The organism is Prosthecodimorpha staleyi, from assembly GCF_018729455.1.
GTDB classification, from domain to species: Bacteria; Pseudomonadota; Alphaproteobacteria; order Rhizobiales; family Ancalomicrobiaceae; genus Prosthecodimorpha; species Prosthecodimorpha staleyi.
The window spans coordinates 148,905-168,957 of sequence record NZ_JAHHZF010000014.1 but is presented as its reverse complement, the minus strand read 5'-3'; the positions used below and the strand labels follow the sequence as shown (position 1 = coordinate 168,957).

18 protein-coding genes are annotated in these 20,053 nt (G+C 68.8%); 16 read left to right on the top strand and 2 right to left on the bottom strand.

Annotated features, from left to right (window positions below):
* Complete coding sequence (locus KL771_RS24660) at window positions 1–849, top strand: MBL fold metallo-hydrolase (RefSeq protein WP_261971160.1); 849 nt, start codon at window positions 1–3, stop codon at window positions 847–849.
* Window positions 850–887: 38 nt separating this feature from the next.
* A complete protein-coding gene (locus KL771_RS24655; protein ID WP_261971159.1) occupies window positions 888–2,477 on the top strand; it encodes an isochorismatase family protein in 1,590 nt (529 codons plus the stop codon).
* Between the two features lie 324 nt (window positions 2,478–2,801).
* On the opposite strand, the gene KL771_RS24650 is transcribed toward KL771_RS24655, so the two are convergent.
* Complete coding sequence (locus tag KL771_RS24650; RefSeq protein ID WP_261971158.1) at window positions 2,802–4,340, bottom strand: amidohydrolase family protein; 1,539 nt, start codon at window positions 4,338–4,340, stop codon at window positions 2,802–2,804.
* 396 nt (window positions 4,341–4,736) lie between these two features.
* Between KL771_RS24650 and KL771_RS24645 the strand changes: the two genes are divergently transcribed.
* Genes KL771_RS24645 through KL771_RS24600 form a run of 10 tightly spaced genes read left to right on the top strand, consistent with a single transcriptional unit; the run spans window position 4,737 to window position 14,571 of the window.
* Window positions 4,737–5,780, top strand: coding sequence for an extracellular solute-binding protein (locus tag KL771_RS24645; RefSeq protein WP_261971157.1), 1,044 nt, complete (start codon window positions 4,737–4,739; stop codon window positions 5,778–5,780).
* A gap of 34 nt (window positions 5,781–5,814) precedes the next feature.
* Window positions 5,815–6,855, top strand: coding sequence for an ABC transporter substrate-binding protein (locus tag KL771_RS24640; RefSeq protein ID WP_261971156.1), 1,041 nt, complete (start codon window positions 5,815–5,817; stop codon window positions 6,853–6,855).
* 26 nt (window positions 6,856–6,881) lie between these two features.
* Complete coding sequence (locus KL771_RS24635; RefSeq protein ID WP_261971155.1) at window positions 6,882–7,946, top strand: SIS domain-containing protein; 1,065 nt, start codon at window positions 6,882–6,884, stop codon at window positions 7,944–7,946.
* 8 nt (window positions 7,947–7,954) lie between these two features.
* The gene (locus KL771_RS24630; RefSeq protein WP_261971154.1) at window positions 7,955–8,821 is read left to right on the top strand and encodes a carbohydrate kinase family protein; all 867 of its coding nucleotides are present in this window, start codon (window positions 7,955–7,957) and stop codon (window positions 8,819–8,821) included.
* 8 nt (window positions 8,822–8,829) lie between these two features.
* Window positions 8,830–9,888 (top strand): ABC transporter ATP-binding protein, encoded by a 1,059-nt coding sequence (locus KL771_RS24625; protein ID WP_261971153.1) that lies wholly within the window; start codon window positions 8,830–8,832, stop codon window positions 9,886–9,888.
* The gene (locus KL771_RS24620) at window positions 9,885–10,799 is read left to right on the top strand and encodes an ABC transporter permease (protein WP_261971152.1); all 915 of its coding nucleotides are present in this window, start codon (window positions 9,885–9,887) and stop codon (window positions 10,797–10,799) included. Before KL771_RS24625 ends, KL771_RS24620 begins: the two co-directional genes overlap by 4 nt.
* Window positions 10,796–11,602: an ABC transporter permease gene (locus tag KL771_RS24615; protein ID WP_261971151.1), complete on the top strand. Its 807-nt coding sequence runs from the start codon at window positions 10,796–10,798 to the stop codon at window positions 11,600–11,602. The genes KL771_RS24620 and KL771_RS24615 overlap by 4 nt, the downstream gene beginning before the upstream one ends.
* Before the next feature lie 25 nt (window positions 11,603–11,627).
* Window positions 11,628–12,761 (top strand): SIS domain-containing protein, encoded by a 1,134-nt coding sequence (locus KL771_RS24610; RefSeq protein ID WP_261971150.1) that lies wholly within the window; start codon window positions 11,628–11,630, stop codon window positions 12,759–12,761.
* Window positions 12,758–13,792: a carbohydrate kinase family protein gene (locus KL771_RS24605; protein ID WP_261971149.1), complete on the top strand. Its 1,035-nt coding sequence runs from the start codon at window positions 12,758–12,760 to the stop codon at window positions 13,790–13,792. The genes KL771_RS24610 and KL771_RS24605 overlap by 4 nt, the downstream gene beginning before the upstream one ends.
* A complete protein-coding gene (locus KL771_RS24600; protein ID WP_261971148.1) occupies window positions 13,789–14,571 on the top strand; it encodes a BtpA/SgcQ family protein in 783 nt (260 codons plus the stop codon). The genes KL771_RS24605 and KL771_RS24600 overlap by 4 nt, the downstream gene beginning before the upstream one ends.
* Here the strand turns inward: KL771_RS24600 and KL771_RS24595 are convergent.
* Window positions 14,549–14,893 carry a thioredoxin family protein gene (locus KL771_RS24595; RefSeq protein WP_261971147.1) on the bottom strand — a complete coding sequence of 115 codons (345 nt, stop codon included), beginning with the start codon at window positions 14,891–14,893 and terminating at the stop codon, window positions 14,549–14,551. The two genes, KL771_RS24600 and KL771_RS24595, sit on opposite strands and share 23 nt — an antisense overlap.
* Before the next feature lie 189 nt (window positions 14,894–15,082).
* Here KL771_RS24595 and KL771_RS24590 point away from each other — a divergent pair, with 189 nt between their 5' ends.
* Genes KL771_RS24590 through KL771_RS24575 form a run of 4 tightly spaced genes read left to right on the top strand, consistent with a single transcriptional unit; the run spans window position 15,083 to window position 20,052 of the window.
* A complete protein-coding gene (locus tag KL771_RS24590; protein WP_261971209.1) occupies window positions 15,083–16,696 on the top strand; it encodes a GMC family oxidoreductase in 1,614 nt (537 codons plus the stop codon).
* A 54-nt stretch (window positions 16,697–16,750) separates the two neighbouring features.
* Entirely contained in the window at window positions 16,751–17,599 is an 849-nt protein-coding gene (locus KL771_RS24585) for an IclR family transcriptional regulator (RefSeq protein ID WP_261971146.1), read from the top strand.
* Window positions 17,596–19,116, top strand: a complete 1,521-nt coding sequence (locus KL771_RS24580; protein ID WP_261971145.1) for an ABC transporter substrate-binding protein — start codon at window positions 17,596–17,598, stop codon at window positions 19,114–19,116. The genes KL771_RS24585 and KL771_RS24580 overlap by 4 nt, the downstream gene beginning before the upstream one ends.
* 18 nt (window positions 19,117–19,134) lie before the next feature.
* Entirely contained in the window at window positions 19,135–20,052 is a 918-nt protein-coding gene (locus KL771_RS24575; RefSeq protein ID WP_261971144.1) for an ABC transporter permease, read from the top strand.
* Window position 20,053: the final 1 nt, after the last annotated feature.

The window sequence follows — 20,053 nt, the reverse complement described above, 5'->3', positions numbered from 1 at the left end:
ATGCCGCTCGAAATCAAGGTGCTCGACTATGGCGACATCGAGCTGGAATCGAGCTTCCTGGTCCTCGGCCGCGGCTGTGGCCAGCGCAAGCGCACCTACACCTTCGGCTTCCTGATCCTGGGCGGCCCGTGGCCGGTCGTCGTCGACACCGGCTACCGCCACAACCAGATCATGGAAAGCCTGGGCATGCGCGGGCTGCAGTTCCACGAGAACATGATCGAGAACCAGCTGATGCGGCACGGCGTGCGCATGGGCGACGTGCGCTATGTCGCGCACACCCATCTGCATATCGACCACGCCGGCAAGGACGACCTCTTTCCCATGAACACGACCGTGATCGTGAACCGGCGCGAACTCGAATATTCGGTCTCCGGCCTGATGCATCCGCAGTATCCGGCGCCCGACATCAAGCATCTGATCGACCGGCTGCACACCCGCCACGCGCTCCGGCTGGAGGATCTCGATCTGACCGGCATGATCGAACTCTTCCCCGGCTGCTATCTCGAGGCGGCCGGCGCCCACACCGAAGGCTCGATGAACGTCCATGTCGACACCGCCGAGGGCCGGGCGACGATTTGCGGCGACGTGATCTACGACTTCCACGACCAGATCATCGAGCCCTTCCACGAGATCCACGCCAACGAGCCGCGCGTCACCGGCAACCACGGCACGACCAAGCGGCAGGAGAAGGCGGCGATCAAGAAGCTGCTGAATTCGTCGCGCTTCCTCCTGCCGATCCACGACAAGCCCGCCAAGATCGAGGCCGGACAGGTGGTCGGCCGTCTCGACATGGCGGTTCCCGGGCCGGTCTCGCAAACGGTGCCGCGGCGCAACTGGTTCCCGGTCTGAAGCAGGCGGCCGACCGCCGGCCGCCAGGGAGAGCCTCGATGACGACCCATGTCGCGATCACGCCGGCCTTCGCCGAGCTTGTCGATCTCTGGGCGCCCGTCCGCCAGATCGGCACGGGCTTCGAATTCACGGAAGGGCCGATCTGGCACCCGAAGGAGCAGCATCTGCTCTTCTCCGACATGCCCGGCGACGTGCGCCGGCGCTGGGATCGCAGCGGCATCCGCGAGGTCATGCGTCCGGCCAACAAGTGCAACGGCATGACCTACGACGCCGATCTGAACCTGATCGTCTGCGAGCATGCGACCTCGACCCTGGTGCGCGAAAGGCCGGACGGACGACGCGACATCCTCGCGTCGCATTTCGACGGGCGGGAGCTGAACAGCCCCAACGACGTGGTGGTGAAGTCGGACGGATCGATCTACTTCTCCGATCCCTGGTACGGCCGGATGCCGGTCTACGGCGTGGAGCGACCGCGCCAGCTCGGCTTCCAGGGCGTCTACCGGATCGCCCCGGGCGGCGGCCCGCCGCAGCTCGTCGTCGAGCGCACCTTGTTCGAACAGCCGAACGGGCTCTGCTTCTCGCCCGACGAGAGCCTTCTCTACATCAACGACACGGCGCAGCACGTGATCCGGGTCTTCGAGGTCGGGCCGCAGGGCACGCTCGCGCAGGGGCGCATCTTCGCCTCCGGCATCGTCTCCGCGACCGAGCCGGGCGTGCCGGACGGCATGAAATGCGACGCCAAGGGCAATGTCTGGGTCTGCGGGCCCGGCGGGGTCTGGGTCTACGCGCCGGACGGCCGGCTGATCGGCAAGATCCGGATTCCGGAACTGGTCGGCAACCTCACCTGGGGCGGACCGGATTTCCACACCCTGTTCCTGACCGCGACCCATTCGGTCTATGCGGTCGAGACCAAGGTCGGCCCGCGCAACGAGCCCTATATGCGCCGCGACGCCGCGCCGCGCGCCGTATCTGTCCAGCCGGCGGCGAGCGTCGCCCGCAATGGGACCCAGAAGGCCGCGCCCGGCTATGTGCTCGACCCGGCGCGCTGCGCGGTCATCGTGCAGGACATGCAGAACGACGTGGTCATGGATGGCGGCGCCTTCGCGGCATCGGGGTCGCCCGCCCATTGCCGCGAGCAGAATGCCATCGGCAATGCCGCCCGCCTCGCCGCGGCGGCGCGGCGGCTGGGCGTGCCCGTGATCCATGTCTGGTTCGTGGTCGAGCCGGGATGTCCGGGCGTTACCATGAACGCGCCGCTCTTCGAGGGCCTCGCGGACGCCCGCGCCATGGTGCGCGGCACTTGGGGCGCCGCGCCCGTGCCGGGGCTGGAGCCCGAGCCGGGCGACCATGTGGTGGAGAAGTGCCGGATGAGCGCCTGGGAAGGCACGCGGCTCGAAACCGTCCTGAAGGCCCTCGGGCGCGACATCGTGGTGGTCACCGGGGCCTGGACCAACATGTCGATCGAGCACACCGCCCGGACCGGCGCCGACAAGGGCTACTACATGATCGTGCCGGAGGACTGCTGCTCGACCATGAACGCCGAATGGCACACGGCCTCAGTCAACTACGCCCTGCAGAATGTCGCCGTCGTCACCGACGCCGACGCGCTCCTGTCCGCCTGGGGCTGAACATCGAAGGGCGAAGGAGAGGCAACGGATCGGCCGGGTGGATCGCAGGAACTGCCGCTTTCTGAAGGACTCCCGTCCGAGCGTCTGGCGTATAGACGGGGCGGCGGCGCCGCGCATCCGGCTCGACGATGTCGTTGACCCGGCGCCCGTCCCCGACAGCTTCGTCCCCGACAGCTTCGGCTCCGAAGGTGTCGGCCCCGAAGGTGTCGGCCTGGAAGGTCTGGCGGGTTCCGCCGGCATTTGCCGGAGGATCTGCGCCAGTCCGGAAGCGTCCCGGCTCGACGGCCAAACGACGCTTGCGCCTGGGCGCCGTCGGCCCGTCATTCACCGAGCCGCGTTGGGCCGGTAGAAGGGCTCGGGGGCCTCGCCGGCGAGCCAGCCGTCATAGAAGCGGCGCACATGCGGCAGCACTGCCCTGGACAGTTCGATCCGCTCCAGTTCCTGCGACGTGCGCGGGCGCGACAGCGCGGCGGCGATGTCCTCCAGCACGGCCTCCCGGCTGATCCGCGTGAACGCTCCGTCCGCGAACACGACTTCGCCCGCGACCATCACGGTCTTGACCGCGGCCGTGCGGGCGCGATGGACCAGCACGTCGACCAGCGGCATGGTTTCGTCCTGATAGGGCCAGGTCACTCCGTCCCAGTCGAACATCACCAGATCGGCCTCGAAGCCCGGCGAGAGCCGACCGATCCGACCGGCGAAGGGCGTCGTCGCCGCACCATGCTCGGTCGCCATTCTCATGACCTGCGCGGAGGTCGGGTGGGGTGCGTCGATGCCGGGCTCGCGGTGGGCGCGCAGCACGAGCCGCATTTCCTGCAGCATGTCGCGGTCGTCGTTGATCCCGGCCTCGTCGATGCCGATGGCGACCGGAATGCCCTGGGCGAGGAACCGGTTGACGGGGGCGATACCACTCTTCAGCCGGAAATTGGACGAGCAGTTGTGGCAGACATGAGCGCCGGCATGCGCGCAAAGCTCGATATCGGCCTCGCTAATCCAGACGCCGTGCCCGACGGTGAAGCGCGGTCCGACCAGCCCGAAGCGATCCAGATAGGCGATGGCCGAGCCGCCGGTGCGGCGCGCGGCGTATTCCTTCTGGTAGGGGGTCTCGAGCACGTGCATGTGGATGGGCAGATCGTGGCGCCGCGACAGATCGGCCGATGCCTCGAGCGCGGCGTCGGTCAGCCAATGCAGGTTCGCGGGCGCGACCTGCACGGCGATCCGCTCCGTGCCCACAGCGCTCTGCCGCAGGGCCTCGAAGATCGCGAGCTGGTCGGCGAGCGGAATGGTGAAGCGCTCGAAATAGGCAGCCATGGCGGGCCTGAGGGCCTCGGGCAGGCCGGCGGTGAAGACCGCGTCGTCCGCGTAGACGAGCCGGTTCTGGTCGCGCAGCGCCATCGAATAGGAGGCGCGCATGCCGACCTCCCGGTAGGCGTCCATGACCTTGCAGCCGGCGGCCACCACCTGATCCGGGTTTCCGGCCGCCCGGCTGTGCAGATGCTGGACCGTCGTGACGCCGCTCGCGAGCATCTCGAAGGCAGAAAAGAGCGTGTCGAGCCTGAGATCGACATCGCGCAGGGCGAGGCGCGAGGCGAACCAGAGTTCGAGCGGATGATCCGGCGAGCCGAGCTGGAACGGCGTCAGCCCGACATGATGGTGCGCGTTGACGAAACCGGGCACGACCACCCGTCCGGCCCCTCCGATCACCGGCGCCGTCGGATGGGCCCGCCGGATGTCGGCGGCGGCGCCGATCTCCGCGACCTTGCCGTCCCGCGCGAGAATCGCCGCGTCCCGATGCAGGATCGGCGTTCCGTCGGGACCGAACCCCTCGAGGACATGGTCGGCGGCGATGATGAGCTCGGTCATGGCGTCCTCGGTGATTGATCATCGAGCGGGCAAGCTCTGCCGAAAGATCGGTCTTGCGCAAGGGGGACCATCCTGACAACAATCGCCCATGGACCGATCGTCGCCTCAGACGCCCCGCTTCAAACGCATGCGCCGCTCGCGGCGTGCGTGGGCCGCGCGATCGCATTCCTGCCGCAGCTTCGTCGCTGGGCTGAAGGCCGCCAACCGAACGACCGTCTGACCTCGACCCCGGCGCCCGTTTCGCCGGGTCGGTTCGCTGCCTGAGGGCGGCGGAAGCGCGACGGCATCAAGACGCCCTCATCGGCACGTTCCGGGGACTGACGTCCCGTTCGTCCCTCCATGCGCGATCCGCCATCTGCAGGCCGTCCTTCGCTGTTCATCGAGGGGGTCTCACCCGTGTCGCAATCCATCACCCGCAGGACATTCGTCGCCGCGGCCTCGGCGGCCGCACTCGCAGCGCCGTCGATCGCTCGATCTCAGCAGGCCCGCGAATTCGTCGTGGTGAGCTATCCGGGCCGGCTTTCCGAGCCGCATCGCTGGCTGGCCGACCAGATGGAGACCCGGCACCCGGGCCTGCGCGTCCGGCTGGTGCCGTCCGACAGCCAGGATATCGTCGCCCAGATCAAGGCGGGACAGGGCTTCTCCCCCTTCGACGCCATGCCGAACGACGAGCCGCCGCACATCACCGCGATGACGGAGGGCTACATCGCCAGGCGGGACGACGCGAAGCTGAAGAATCTCGGCAACGTCTTCCCGGAACTGCTTGCCAAATCTCAGGGTTTCGGCGTTCCGGCGACCTATTCTCTGATCGGCATCGCCTATAACAGCCAGTTGATCAAGGACCCGCCGAAGTCCTGGGCCGACCTGTGGCGCCCGGACCTGCGCGGCAAGGTCGGCATCGCGCGGACCTCGTCCAATCTCGGCCTCGCCACGCTCGCCATTGCGGCCAAGAGCTTCGGCGGGTCGGAAACCGCGCTCGACATCGGCTGGGAGAAACTGCGGGCGCTGGAGCCGAAGGCGGCCCGGTCGCCGGCCATTCTGACCCAGATGCTCGAGCGCGAGGAAATCGCGATCGCGCCGCTCTGGAACAACAACACCGCCTCGGCCGCCGAAAAGGGCCTGCCGATCCGCTTCGTGATGCCGACGCCCGGCGCCATCGCCATCCTGTCGTTCTTCTCCGGCATTGCCCGGTCCCAGAATCCGGACCTGATCGCCGAGTGGCTCGACGGCATCCTGACCCCCGAATACCAGGCCCGCGCCGCCGGCGCCCCTTACTTCTTCGGCCCGACCATTCGCGGCGTCACCGTACCGGAAGCCGCGCGCCCCTATACGCCCTCGACCCCGGCCGAGGTGCTCGCCCTGCAGACGATCGACTGGCCGAAGATCGCGCCCCAGCGCGGCGGTCTGGTCGAACGCTTCGACCGCACCTTCGCAATCTGAACGATCGCCAGACCAACCCAACCGGAGATCCGCCATGTCGACCGCATTCACCCGCAGGACCCTTCTCGCCGGCGCAGGCGCCACGCTCGCTCTCCCTTCCATCGTCCGAGCCCAGGGCGCAAAGGAGCTGGTGATCGTCTCCTTCGCCGGCCAGCTGCAGGAGCCGCACCAGTGGCTCGCGCGCAAGATGGAGGCGAAACACCCTGGCCTGCGCATCCGGCTCGTGCCGAGCGAGAGCCAGGACATCGTGGCGCAGATCAAGGCCGCGCAGGGCTTCTCGCCCTTCGACGCGATGCCCAACGGCGAGCCGCCGCACCTGACCGCGCAGCGCGAAGGCTATATCCTGAAGCTCGACCCGTCGAAGGTGCCGAACGCCGCGAACGTCGTCCCCGAACTGATGGCCAAGTCGGGCGGCTTCGGCGTGCCGGCGAGCTATTCGCTGATCGGCATCGCCTATAACGAGAAGCTCCTCAAGACGGTGCCGAAGAGCTGGGCCGACCTGTGGAACCCGGAATACCGCGGCAAGGTGGCCATCCCGCGCGCCTCCTCGAATCTCGGCCTCGGCGTTCTGGCGATCGCGGCCAAGATTTACGGCGGTTCCGAGGACAACCTGGAGCCGGGTTGGGCCAAGCTGCAGGACCTGAAGCCCATGGTCGGCCGCTCGCCGACCGCGCTGATCCAGATGCTGGAGCGCGAGGAGATCGCCCTCGCCCCGATCTGGAACAACGATGCCGCCGGTGCCGCCGCCAAGGGCCTGCCGATCAAGTTCGTCCAGCCCGATCCGGGTCCGGTCGCCATCATCTCGTTCATGTCGGCCATCGCCAAGACGCGCGAACCGGACCTGGTGAACGCGTGGATGAACGAGATCCTGTCGCCCGAATACCAGCAGTTCGCCGCCAACGCGCCATACTTCTTCGGCCCGACCGTCCGCGGCGTCACGGTGCCGGAGGCCGCCAAGTCCTACACGCCTTCGACCCCTGCCGAAATCTCGAAGCTGCAGTCCGTCGACTGGAGCAAGATCGCTCCGCAGCGCGGCAAGATCGTCGAGCAGTTCGATCGGCTGTTTGCATCATGACCACGGCCTCGGAAAGCACGCCGCCCATGCTTCGCGACATCGCGCGCCAGCCCGATGTCCTGCGCAGCCTGGGCGCGCGGGCAGACGCATTCGCGGCGCTCGGCCGCGACGTGCTGGCACCCGGCCCGCGTGGCCGGGTGTTCGTGGCCGGCTGCGGCGACGGCGTGTTCGCGGCGGAGGCCGCAACACACCGAGCGGCGGAGCTCGGGCTCGACTGGCGGGCGATCGGGGCCCTCGATCTCGTGCTGTCGGCCGGCCGCCTGCGTCCCGACGATCGGATCGTCTGCATCTCCATGTCGGGCAATGTCGACCGGACGGTCGAGGCGGCGCGCGCGGTCGCGGCAGCCGGCGTTCCGCTCCTGGCACTCGTCAACGGCAGCGGCGGACGGCTCGGCGAAATCGCAACCCGCAAGGTCTCGCTGGATCTCCCGGATATCGCGCCGTTTCTGTGCGGCACGGCGAGCTATACCGCCACCCTGTTGGCACTGATGCTTCTGGCCGCCGGTGCCGCGGGGGCCTCGGACCGGATCGACCTGGTGCGGATCGCCGATGCGCAGGCTGCGGCCGAGCCCGCCGCATCCGCGATCCTGCCCCGTCTGGGCACGCCCGTCCCGACCGGCATCCGCATTCTCTCGGCCGGCGCGGACCGCGGAACCACGCGCTACGGAGCGGCGAAATTCGTCGAACTGACGCGCTTGCCCGTCTGGTCCGGCGATCTGGAGGAATTCGCCCATAGCCAGTACTGGGCGATGCCGGTCACCGATCTGGTCGTTGTCGTCGCGGCCGATCCGGCATTGGCCGAATATGCCGATGCGTCCTGCTCGGCACTGACGCGGCTCGGCGTGTCGACCTTGGCGATCGACACCGAAGCGACCCCGGTCGCCTCCGCAGCGCATCGCATCACCTTGCCGGCCGTCCCGGTGTCGCTCGCCCCGCTGGTCACGCCGATACCGCTCCAACGGCTCGCCTACCGGATGGCCGAGGCGAGCGGGCTCGACCCGAACACCCGTCTGCATCTCAAGGCGGACGAAGCGCGCTTCACGGTCAGCCGCATGCTGACCCGGCGATCGCTGATCGGCACGGGGCAATAGTGAAAGCCATGCCGAAGGTCGTCCTCTACGGCTATCTCTCCATCGACGACATCGTCGCCCCGGGCGTTCGTTCCGATGCGGTTGCCGGCGGTGCCGCGCTCTATGGGGCGCTCGGTGCCAGGATGGCGGGCGCGGAAGCGGCGATCGTCGCATGCCGGGGCGATGACTATCCGACGGCATGGATCGCGGCCCTGGCCGGCATCGGCATCGATGTCGCTTGGATCCGGCCGGCCTCCGGACCGACCCGGCGCGCCCGCATCCGGCATGCATCCGGCGGCGACCGATCGTCGAGCCACTATGGCGAGGCCTTGTGGTGGGAACGCACGGCGGCCTTGCGTCCGCCCGTCGAGGGCCCGGCCGCCGACATCGCCGTGCTGTGCCCGATGCCGCCAGGGCACGCCGCCGGAATCCTGGCCGGGCTCGGCTGTCCGGCGGTCGCCGATACCAGCGAAGCCTTCGCGTCGGCCGGACCGGCCGACTGTCTCGAACTCCTGCCCCGCCTCCGCCTGTTCGCACCGAGCCGCGAGGAAACCGCGCTCCTGCTCCCGGATGTGGCGGACGACGCGGCCGTCGTCGCGCTGGCATCGCGCGGCTGCGACATCGTCCAGAAACGCGGCAGCGCCGGGCTCGCCTATTGCCGGGCCGGCGACACCCGCGTGGTCACCGTCGCACCACCATCCACCACCGTACGCGACCCGACCGGGGCCGGTGACGCGACGGTCGGGGCCCTCGCCGCCCGCATCGCGGCGGGCGACGCGCTCGATGCGGCGTGCCGTGTCGCCGTCCGGGTCGGAGCCGCGGCGGTTGCCGGCGTCGGCCCCTCCGCCTTGGGGCTCGACGTGCCCCCCTTCCCGTCTCACGCTACAACCCATTGAGCCCGACAATGCCGCACATCGTCATGGAGTCGATCACCAAAAGCTACGGCGACGTTCGCGTGCTCGACGGATGCTCGCTGTCCGTCGAGAAGGGCCAGGTGATGACCCTGCTCGGGCCGTCCGGCTGCGGCAAGACGACCTTGCTGCGAACGCTGGCGGGCTTCGTCGAGCCCGATGCCGGCCGTGTCCTGGTCGGAGGCATCGACATCACGGCCCTGCCCCCGAACCGGCGCAGCGTCGGCTACGTGTTCCAGAACTACGCCCTGTTCCCGCATCTGACCGTCGCCGAGAATGTCGCCTATGGGCTCAAGGTGCGCCGCAGGCCGGCACCCGAAATCAAGGAACGCGTCGCGCGGGCGCTCCAGACCGTCTCGCTCGGTCCGCTCGGCGACCGCTATCCGGCACAATTGTCCGGCGGACAGCAGCAGCGGGTCGCCATCGCCCGCGTGCTCGTGCTGGAGCCGGACGTGCTGCTCCTCGACGAACCCTTCAATGCGCTCGACGCCAAGCTCCGGCTGTCGATGCAGACCGAACTGCGCAAGCTGATCGAGCGGCTCGGCATCACCTCGATCTTCGTGACCCACGACCAGAGCGAGGCGATGATGCTGTCCGATCAGGTGGCGGTCATGCGCGCCGGCACCTTCGAGCAGGTCGCACCGCCGCTCGCGATCTACGACCGCCCTGCCAACCCGTTCGTCGCAACCTTCATCGGCCGCGCCAACATCCTTCCGGTCGGATTGCGAGCCGGCGCCGTGGTCGGCTTTCCGGCGGTCGTCGCCGAACGGCCCGATGGCCCGGCGGACCTGATCGTGCGGCCCGAGAACCTGACGCTTGCGGCAGGCCGGATCGACCCGGGCACCGGACAATCCGGACCGCCCGGCACGGTTCTGTTCGCCATCGCCCAGGGTCCGACGATCGAATACGAAGTGGATGCAGGCTTCCCCGAGCCGTTGCGCGTCACGGTCGGCCGCCGGTCCGGCGAAGTGCCGCTCGCGGCGGGAAGTCCGGTGTCGATCGGCGTCATCGATCCGGCCGCGTGCCGGGTCATCGAGCGGGGGGCCGCATGACCGCAGCCGCGATCACGCCCGGCCGGCGCCCCGGCCGCCTCGTCCGGCGCCTGCTGCACGGCGGCGGTTTCTGGCCCGCCCTGCCGGCGGTGCTGTTCCTGGTCGTCTTTCTGGTTCTGCCCATGCTGACGCTGCTCGCCTTCGGCTTCGTCACCATCGAGCGGGGGCGGATCGTGGGCGATAGCTTCACGCTCGAGCCGCTCTGGGCGGCTCTCAACGACACCCTGGTCTGGCGCCTGACCTGGCGGAGCTTCTACGTGGCTGTGATCTCGACGGTCATGACCCTGCTGCTCGCCTATCCGGTGGCCTATCTCTACAGCCAGACCAAGGGCATCTGGCGCACCCTGATCCTGGTGGCGGTCATCTCCCCGCTCCTGACGAGCGCGCTCGTCCGCGCCTATGCGTGGCTGGTGATCCTCGGCGGCCGGCGGGGCATCGTAAACCACACGCTCATTCAACTCGGGGTCATCGACGAGCCGCTGCGCATTCTCAACACCGACTATGCGGTGATCATCGGCATGACTCAGATCCACCTGCCGTTCATGATCCTGCCCCTGCTCGCCGTGCTGGCCGAGCGCGACCGGCGCCTGGAAGAGGCGTCGTTCAATCTCGGTGCCAGCCGGGCCGCGACTTTCTTTAAGGTGGTGGTGCCGATGAGCGTCCCGGCGATCTTCGCCGGCCTTGCCCTGGTCTTTGCGATCTCCTACACGAACTTCATCGTGCCTCAACTTCTCGGCGGCGGAAACTACGCCACGCTCGCCGTGCAGGTCTACGAACAGACCGTCGTGGTGCTGGATTGGACGCGCGGCGCCGTGCTGGCCGCAATTCTCCTGTCGAGTTCCTTCGCGTTCGTCTTCCTGATCGTCTGGGTCGGCAGCCGCATCAATCGGTGGAGCGAGGCGCGCGCATGAGAACCATGACCTGGTCCGACCGCCTATGGACGGCGCTGTTCGCCCTGCTTGCCGGTTTCGCGTTGCTGCTCCTGGTCGCGCCAAGCCTGGTCGTGATCGCCATATCGTTCGAACCGCGCGCCTACATTTCGTTTCCGCCCTCGGGCTTCAGCCTGAAATGGTATCAGTCGCTGCTTCAGAATCGGCAGCTGACCGACTCGATCTGGGTCAGCCTGACCATCTCGATCTATGTCGCGCTGATCGGCCTGGCGCTCGGCGTTCCGGCGGCCTTCGCGGCGGTGCGAGGCACGTTCCCCGGAAAGGCCTCCCTCAATGCGTTCCTGCTGTCGCCGCAGATGATGCCCGGAATGGTCATCGGCATCGCCAGCCTGTTCTTCGGCGCCTATTTCGCCTTCCGGGCGTCGAATGCCATGCTGGTCGCCGCGCTGTCCGTCTTCTGCCTGCCCTTCGTGATCCGCATCACTATGGCGCGGCTCGCCGGGCTCGATCCGCGGCTCGACGAGGCTTCGGCCAATCTCGGCGCCGGAAAGCTCGAGACCTTCGCGCGCGTCACCTTGCCCCAGCTTGGGCCGGCGCTGCTCGCCGCGGGGGCGTTCACCTTCATCGAGGCCTTCGACAACGTCACGGTCGCGCTGTTCACATCGGACGTGCGCGGCCGTCCGCTGCCGGTTGAACTCTACTATCTGGTCCAGAACGACTCCACGCCCGCCATCGCGGCGATTTCGGCGATCGAGATCGGCCTGTCCTTCCTGGTGATGCTGGTCGTCGCCCGGACCGTCGGCCTCGAGCGGCTGGGCCGCTGACCTCACGCAACATGCAAGAGTGACCATGACCGAACCGACCACGGACTGGACGCAACGACTGGCCCGATTGCGGGCCGAACCGTCCACCGACGCCCCACGCGACGCGGCCCGGCTGGCCCGCGTCGGCCGGACGCGCACCGAGATGCTGGCCCAGGGGGCAGCCATCGCCGACACCCTGGCGGGTGCCGGCCCCGATTTCGAACGGGTCCGCACCGCATTGCCCGGCCGACCCGAGCGGATCGTCGTGGTCGGCTGCGGCGATTCCTGGTTCGTCGGGCTGGCCGCCGCGCCGATCATGGAACGCACCCTCGGCGTACCCTGCTTCGCGGTCGAAGCCTTCGAGCATGCCGCCTTCGCGGGCGCCGCGATCAACCGCGGCGCGCTGGTGATCGGGCTGACCTCCGGCGGCAACACGCCGGCAGTGATCAACGCCCTCACTCGGGCCAAGGCCGAAGGCGCGATCGCGGTCGGCATGTCCAACACCTCGGGCAGCCCCGCGATGACCGGCTTCGACGCCGGGCTCCTCGTGCAAGCGTCACGAAAGGGATGGCCGACCCAGTCGTCGATGGCCTCGATCGCCCTGCTCGCCGCGCTCGCGTCGCATCTGGCCGCCGCATCCCCTCCCGTCCCGGACGCCAGTGCGACCGATGACCTTGCGGCCGCGCTCGATGCGCTCCCGGCCTCGATCGACGCCCTCATCGGGCGGATCGACGGTCCCGTCGCCCGGGTTGCGACGGCCTTCGCCGATGCTCCCATGACGATCTTCACGGGTGCCGGCCCGGATTTCGCGGCCGCCTCCTTCGGGGCCGCGAAGCTCCGGGAACTGACTCCCGCGCATGCCTTCGCCCTCCCGTTGGAGGAGATGCACCACTACCGCCTTCCGAAGCGGGGCGACCGGCTGGTCATCGTCGCGACGGCGCCGGAAGCCCGCGAGCGGGCCCTGGACACGGCCCTCGTCGCCCAGGCCGAGGGCAGCACCAGCTTCGCGCTCCTGCGGGAAGACGACGCGGAGATCGTCGCACGGGTCGACCATCACCTCGTCGTTGCCGAGGCGACGGGTCCGCTGGCCGCCATCATGGCCACCGTGCCCCTGCACGCGCTGGCCTTTCATTCGGCGATGGCCCGCGCGGATCTCGGGCTCGGCGGACCCTGGTCTTGACACCCCGCCTCTTCACCACCGGCGGCGTGATCATCGACAATGTCGTGTCGCATGACGGCGCGCTGGTCCGGGGGCAGATCGGCGGAAATGCGGTCTATTCCGCGGCCGGCGCCCGGCTCTGGCTGGACCCGGTCGGCGTCTGCGCACGCATTCCGGAAAACTATCCGCGCCCGATGCTGGCGGCGCTCGCGGCCGGCGGCCTCGCCCCCCTGGCGCTGAGCGTCGATCCGGTCACCGTCGAGTTGGAGGAATGGTTCTTCTACCGGTCCGACGGCGAGCGGCGCGATCATCTCCACGCCACCGCGGCCACGGCGGACGCCTGCGGCATGGTCGGCGACCAGGTGTCGCCGGCTGCCGCGGCGGCTTTCGAACGCATGCTGTCCGATCACGCCCCGCAGGGTTGCGACTTCGCCGGCTATCGCCGCGCCCATCCGGTCGAGCCGGGCCACGTGCCGGATGCCCTCTGGGCGGCCGACGGCATCCATCTGGCCCCCAACCGCCCCGACGCCTTGCTCGCCCTGGCTCGGGCGGCGCGGGCCCGCGGGCTGATAGTGACATGCGATCCCGGCTCGCACGCGGCCGCCATGGACGCCGCCTATCTCGACCAACTCCTGCCGCTCGTCGATGCCTTCCTGCCGAGCCGGCGCGAACTCGCCATGCTGGCCCCCGGCCGCCCTCCGGAGGCCGCGCTTCCCGCCTTGGCCGCGAGAGTGCGCGGCGCGGTCGGCGTCAAGCTCGCGGGCGAGGGATCTCTGGTCGCGACGCGCGGCTCGGACCATTGCGAAGCGATCGGCGCCCTGACGGTGCCGGTGGTCGATCCGACCGGCGCGGGAGATGCCTATTGCGGCGGCTTCCTGAGCGGCCTGCTGCTCGGCGAGCCGCCCCTGATCGCCGCCAGAAGGGCCACCGTCTCGGCGGCCTTCGCGGTCGAGACGAGAGGCCCGTTGCCGCTCCTGGCGGTCACGCGCGCGCAGGCGGAGGCGAGGCTGCGCGTCTTCTGCGCCCCACACCCAATCCGGAACCAACCATGACCCCGAACCGCCTTGCCTTCGACCACACGGTGATCGCCGCCTTGCATCTCCCCGACCCGGTCGTGCAGCCGGGCCTGTCGATGGCCTTTCTCGAAGACTACGTGCTCGCCAACGTTGCCGTGTTCGCGCAAGCCGGCATTCCCGCCGTCAAGCTGCAGGACCAGACGCGCGCGGCCGGCCCTGCCAGCATCGCGACCGTCGCCCGCACCACCGCCCTCGGCCGTCTCATCCGCCGCGAATACCCCGGTCTCGCGCTTGGCATCATCGTGCAGGCGCACGATGCGGAAAGCCCGATCGCCATTGCGGAGGCATGCGGCGCAAGCTTCGTGCGTCTCAAGGTCTATGTCGGGGCGGTCATGTCGTCCGAGGGCCAGAAGTCGGCCTTGTGCGTTGCCGCCCGGGCCTATCGTCAGGCGGCCGGTGCCGACGGGGTCGCCATCCTGGCCGACATCCACGACCGGACCTCGCTGCCGATCGCCGGCGTCCCGCAGCCGCAGGCCGCCAAGTGGGCCGTCGACATGGGGGCGGACGGGCTCGTCATCACCGGCTCCGATTTCGACGACAGCCTCGCCCGGATCCGAGCGCTGCGCACCGCCGGCATCAAGGCTCCGGTCCTCGTCGGCGGTGGCGTCGATGCCGGCAATATCGGACGCGCCCTGGCCGAGGCGGCCGGCGTCGTCGTGTCGACCTCGATCATGCGCTCGGATGCCGGAGCGAACGACCCGCTGAAGTGGGACCTCGACAAGTGCCACCGCCTCATGGACGCAGCCAAGGCCTGATCGCGAACCTGTAGATGCCCGGCGCCGCCAGATCGCGCGGGGGCCTGCCCGGCGGCGCGCGACGCCGGGACGCCGACTTCGCCCCGGGGCGAGACTGCGCTGAAACCGACGGTCGTCGCGCCACGCCTTCCGGCTTGGGCAAGCCGCCGACATGCACCGCCTTGCCGCCCCCGAGGATGCCGGGGATCGCGGCGATGCCGAAGCCCGCGATCGCCGCACAGTCGGCAGATTTCTCGACCGCAACGGCGAGACCGAGCCGGGCGACCTGATCGCCCGCCATGTCTTCGGTCGCCTTGCAGTGAGCACAGCCCGGACCGGGCACTGTCTCGTTCTTCGTGACGATCTCCGTCCGCCTCGGGCACCGTCGCGGGTCGCCCCTCCCCCGTTTCCGACCGCATCGCCGGCGCCAATCCGGCCGCCGGAAAGCTTGCGCCGGCACGCTTGACACCCGCCTATAAATTCGCAAGAATTCGGAAATTAATTTCCGATTATCGGAAAATAGGTGTCACGAATGCAGGAGTTCGACTTCGTTGTCGTCGGGGGCGGTTCGGCCGGATGCGTGGTCGCGGCCCGTCTCAGCGAGGATGCGAGCGTCGACACCTGCCTTCTGGAGGCCGGCCCGTCCGACTGGAATCCGCTCTACCGGGTGCCGATGCTGGCCGGGCGGCTGTACCGGGCGCGCCCGAACAACTGGTTCTACGAAACCGAGCCGCAGCCGCATCTCGACGGCCGGCGCATCTTCTGGCCGCGCGGCCGCATGCTGGGCGGCTCGTTCATCTTCAATGGCATGGTTTATATCCGCGGCGCCGCCGCCGATTTCGACGGCTGGGCGCAGCGCGGCAATCCCGGCTGGAGCCATGCCGATGTACTGCCCGCCTTCCGCAAGTCGGAGGGCTTCGCCGGTCCGGCCGACCGTCATCACGGCACCGACGGCCCGCTGCCCGTCACCCCCGCCAGCCGCGCCTATGGCCTGTTCGACCGCTTCATCGAGGCCGGCGTCGCGGCCGGCCATCCGCTCAACCCGGACTTCAACGGCGACCGCCAGGCCGGGGTCGGCTTCTATCATTTCAACATCCGCAACGGCCGCCGGCAGACCACCGCCACGACCTTCCTGGCGCCGGCCCGGCGGCGTCGAAACCTGACCGTCCGCCCCTCGGTCCGTGCCTTGCGCCTGGTCGTCGAGGGCGGACGGATCGCCGGCGTCGAGGTGCTTTCGGGCGGCCGCACCACCACCCTGCGTGCGCGCCGCGAGGTCATTCTGTGCGCCGGCGCCGTCAATACGCCGCAACTCCTTCTGTTGTCAGGGATCGGACCGGCCGGACATCTCGCCTCGGTCGGCATCCGGACGCTGCACGACCTGCCGGGCGTCGGCGAAAACCTGCACGACCATCTCGACGTCGCTCCGGCCTTCGCCTGCCGGCAGCCCGTTTCGATGGTCGACAACCTGCGGCTCGACCGCTTCGCACTGAATCTCCTGCGCTTCGCCGCCACCGGAACCGGGCCGGCCGGCGCCAGCCCGATCCAGGCGGGCGGCTTCTTCGCCTCGCGGGACGGCCTGGACGCGCCGGACTTGCAGGCTTTCGTGCTGCCGATCGCGGCGACCAACGCCGCCCTCTGGATGCCGCTGCCGGGGCGACGGCGACCGACCGACACCTTCTCGATCCGGATCGGACCGATCCGGCCGCAGAGCCGCGGCCATCTGCGCTTACGCAGCGCTGATCCCCTCGCCGCGCCGCTGATCCAGCCGAACTATCTGGCGGAGGAGGCCGACATGTCCGCGACCGTGGCGGGGGTGCGGCTGGTCCGCGACCTCGTCTCGGGCTCGGCCTTCGACGGCATCCGCGGGCCGGAACTGGCACCGATGGCCGCGGCACAGAGCGACGCCGAGATCGCCGCCTGGGTCCGGGCGACCGCGTCGAGCGTCTATCACCCGGTCGGCACCGCCCGGATGGGGCCGGATCCGATGGCGGTGGTCGACGCGCGGCTGAAGTTGCGGGGCCTCGACGGACTGCGCATCGCCGACGCCTCGGTGATGCCCGACATCGTCAGCGGCAACACCAACGCGGCCACGATCATGATCGGCGAACGCGCCGCCGCCTTCGCGCTCGCCGATGCGCGGACTTGAACCCGGATGCGCGCCATGCTCAGATATTTCGGAAATAATTTCTGGATATCGGAAATGAATGAACCATCCCCCCCGCGCCGCTCCGTCGGTCGTCCGCGCAAGTCGGGCGACGCCGCCATTCCCGATCGCGACCTCAGCCAAACGGTCCGCAAGGCCGTGTCGGTGCTGCAGGCCGTCTCCGCCGGCGAGGGCGGATCGACGCTGACCGACATCGCCCGCGCCCTCGACGTATCGACCACCGTCTGCCATCGCCTGCTCGCCACGCTCGATCACGAACAGCTGGTCGAGCGCGAGCCGTCCACCGGCCGCTATCGGCTCGGAATGCGCTTCGTCGAACTCGCCCGGCGGGCGCAGCGCCAGCATCCGATCAGCCTGTCGACCATCAACCTGATGCACCAGCTTTCGCAGGAGACCGACGACGTCATCCTGCTGATGGTCGAGAACCGCGGCGAGGCGCTGTGCGTCGACCGGGTCGAAGGCCGCGCGCCGGTGATCGTGGCTGGCTCGCAGATCGGCTCGCGCCTGCCGCTGCATTGCGGCGGCGCGCCGTTCGCGATCCTGGCCTTCTCGGACGACGCCTTCATCGACGAGGTGCTGAGCCGGCCGCTGGCCAAGGCGACACCGCGCACCACCGTCGATCCGGCGGTCGTGCGCCAACGGATCGCCGATACGCGTGCCCGCGGCTTCTCGATCGGCGACGAGGACCTGTTCGAATATGTGGTCGCGGTCGGTGCGCCGATCTTCGGTGCCGGCGGCCACATGCTCGGCGCCATCAGCGTGGGCGGCATCAAGCCGCGTTACGACGCGACCCGCGTCCTGGAGATCGGAGCCCGACTGCGTGACGCCGCGGCGGCGCTGTCGGCCTCGCTCCGTGAAAAATCGTCTTTGGAGGGAGTTGGATGATGCGCAGATTGAGGATGCTGCTGGCTGCCTGCGCGGTGACCGCCGCGACCGTTTCGCCGAGCTTCGCCGACAAGGCCAACAACAGCCTGCGATGGGCGAGCGTCTCGTCGATCACGGCGGTCGACCCCTATTACAATGCGCATCGCGAGGCGATGATCATCAATGGCCAGCTGATCTGGGATACGCTTGTCTACCGCGATCCGGTCTCCGGCGAGTTCAAGCCCCTGCTCGCCAAGTCCTGGAAGTGGCTCGACGACGTGACGCTGCAGCTGTCCCTGCGCGACGACGTCAAATTCCATGACGGCCGGGCCTTCAGCGCCGACGATGTCGTCTACACCATCAATTATGTCGTGGCGCCCGAGAACAAGATCAACGTTCCGAGCAACGTCAACTGGATGAAGAGCGCCGAGAAGATCGACGACCATACGGTCAAGATCCATCTCAAGGCGCCGTTCCCGCCGGCGCTGGAATATCTCGCCAGCCTGATCGCCATCCTGCCGAAGGACTTTTTCGGTCCGGGCGGCGTGGCGGGCGCGGGCGGCAAGGTCGTCGGCACCGGGCCCTATCGGCTGGTCAAGTTCACGCCCGGCACCTCGATCGAGGTCGAACTCACCGGCCAGTATTTCAAGGACAGCCCGAAGGGCCAGCCGACCATCAAGTCGATCATCTACCGGATGATCCCCGACCAGTCGACCCAGATGGCCGAACTGCTCAGCGGCGGATTAGACTGGATCTGGTACGTGCCGCCGGATCAGGCCGGCCGCCTGGCCGCCACCGGGACCGCCAAGGTGGTGCCGGCGGAGACCATGCGGATCAGCTATCTCGCCTACAACACCCGCGAGATGGCCAAGCCGAACCCGCTGCGCGATCCGCGCGTGCGCCAAGCCATCGCCCATGCCGTCGACCGCGCGAAGCTGGTCGAATATGTCATCAGCGCCGGTTCCAGCGTCGTCAAGGCGCCCTGCTACCGGACCCAATTCGGCTGCCGGCAGGATGTGGCGCAGTACGACTACGATCCGGCCAAGGCCAAGAAGCTGCTCGCCGAGGCCGGCATCGCGCCGGGCACCACACTGGAACTCGTCGCCTACCGCAACCGCGAATGGACCGAGTCGCTCGCCGGCTATCTCGACGCCGTCGGCATCAAGACCAACATCACCTTCCTGCAATATGCCGCCGCCCGCGAACGCGTGGTCAACAACACCGCGCATCTGTTCCTGGGCGACTGGGGCTCCTATTCGATCAACGACGTGTCGGCGATCCTGAACAACTTCTTCACGCTCGGCCCCGACGACATGGCGCAGGACAAGGATGTCTCCGGCTGGCTGAAGGCCGGCGCGGCCACGGTCGATACCGCGGTGCGCAAGACCAACTACGACCAGGCCGTCGCCCGCATCGCCGAACAGCTCTACTGGTTCCCGCTCTGGGTCCATCCGGTGGTCTATGCCCACGCCAAGGATCTCGAGTTCCAGAGCTTCCCCGACGAAAACCCGCGCTTCTTCCTGTCGCGCTGGAAGTAACCGCCGAGGATCCGGCCAATGCTGTCCTATGCGTTGCGACGTATGGTCATCGGCGTCCTGGTGATGTTCGTCGTGTCGGGCATCACCTTCACGCTGACCAATGCGGCGATCGACCCGGCCCGGGCGATCGCCGGCGAGGGGGCGACGTCCGACGATGTCGAGGCGATCCGCAAGTCCTACGGTTTCGACCGTCCGCTGGCGGCGCGCTACGTCGCCTGGCTCGGTCAGGCGCTGCAGGGCGACCTCGGCACATCCTATCGGCAGCGCCGCCCCGTGGTCGACGTGATCCTGGAGCGGCTGCCGGTGACGCTGAAGCTCGGCGGACTGGCGCTTGCCTTCGCGCTGGTCCTTTCGATCCCGCTCGCCATCGCGGCGGCGCTGCGGCCGAACTCTTGGATCGACCGGTTGGCGCTGCTCTTGGCGCTGTTCGGGCAGGCGATGCCGACCTTCTGGTTCGCCCTGCTCGGCATCGTCATCTTCAGCGTCAACCTGCGCTGGCTGCCGGCCTCCGGCTCGGCGACCACGGCGCATTTCATCCTGCCTGCGGTCGCGCTCGGCTACTACGCCGCGCCGACACTGATGCGGCTGATGCGGGCCGGTATGATCGACGTTCTGGCCTCCGACTATATCCGCACCGCCCGCGCCAAGGGGCTGTCGGAGGCCCGCGTCGTCCTGAAGCATGCCCTGCGCAATGCCGTCCTGCCGGTGGTCTCGGTCGCGGCGGTGCAGTTCGGCTTCATGCTCGGCGGCTCGGTGGTGATCGAGACCATCTTCGCCATGCAGGGGGTCGGCTACCTGGCCTGGGAGTCCATCTCGCTGTCCGACCTGCCGGTCACGCAGGCGATCGTTCTGATGATTTCGCTCATCTACATCGTCCTGACCCTGTCGGCGGACCTGCTCAACGCCTGGCTCGACCCCCGCATCCGGATGGGCTGAC

Coding starts and splice junctions, on each gene's coding strand:
- KL771_RS24660 (WP_261971160.1), top strand. CDS start 1: ATGCCGCTCGAAATCAAGGTGCTCGACTATGGCGACATCGAGCTGGAA.
- KL771_RS24655 (WP_261971159.1), top strand. CDS start 888: ATGACGACCCATGTCGCGATCACGCCGGCCTTCGCCGAGCTTGTCGAT.
- KL771_RS24650 (WP_261971158.1), bottom strand. CDS start 4,340: ATGACCGAGCTCATCATCGCCGCCGACCATGTCCTCGAGGGGTTCGGT.
- KL771_RS24640 (WP_261971156.1), top strand. CDS start 5,815: ATGTCGACCGCATTCACCCGCAGGACCCTTCTCGCCGGCGCAGGCGCC.
- KL771_RS24635 (WP_261971155.1), top strand. CDS start 6,882: ATGCTTCGCGACATCGCGCGCCAGCCCGATGTCCTGCGCAGCCTGGGC.
- KL771_RS24630 (WP_261971154.1), top strand. CDS start 7,955: ATGCCGAAGGTCGTCCTCTACGGCTATCTCTCCATCGACGACATCGTC.
- KL771_RS24625 (WP_261971153.1), top strand. CDS start 8,830: ATGCCGCACATCGTCATGGAGTCGATCACCAAAAGCTACGGCGACGTT.
- KL771_RS24620 (WP_261971152.1), top strand. CDS start 9,885: ATGACCGCAGCCGCGATCACGCCCGGCCGGCGCCCCGGCCGCCTCGTC.
- KL771_RS24615 (WP_261971151.1), top strand. CDS start 10,796: ATGAGAACCATGACCTGGTCCGACCGCCTATGGACGGCGCTGTTCGCC.
- KL771_RS24610 (WP_261971150.1), top strand. CDS start 11,628: ATGACCGAACCGACCACGGACTGGACGCAACGACTGGCCCGATTGCGG.
- KL771_RS24600 (WP_261971148.1), top strand. CDS start 13,789: ATGACCCCGAACCGCCTTGCCTTCGACCACACGGTGATCGCCGCCTTG.
- KL771_RS24590 (WP_261971209.1), top strand. CDS start 15,083: ATGCAGGAGTTCGACTTCGTTGTCGTCGGGGGCGGTTCGGCCGGATGC.
- KL771_RS24585 (WP_261971146.1), top strand. CDS start 16,751: ATGAATGAACCATCCCCCCCGCGCCGCTCCGTCGGTCGTCCGCGCAAG.
- KL771_RS24580 (WP_261971145.1), top strand. CDS start 17,596: ATGATGCGCAGATTGAGGATGCTGCTGGCTGCCTGCGCGGTGACCGCC.
- KL771_RS24575 (WP_261971144.1), top strand. CDS start 19,135: ATGCTGTCCTATGCGTTGCGACGTATGGTCATCGGCGTCCTGGTGATG.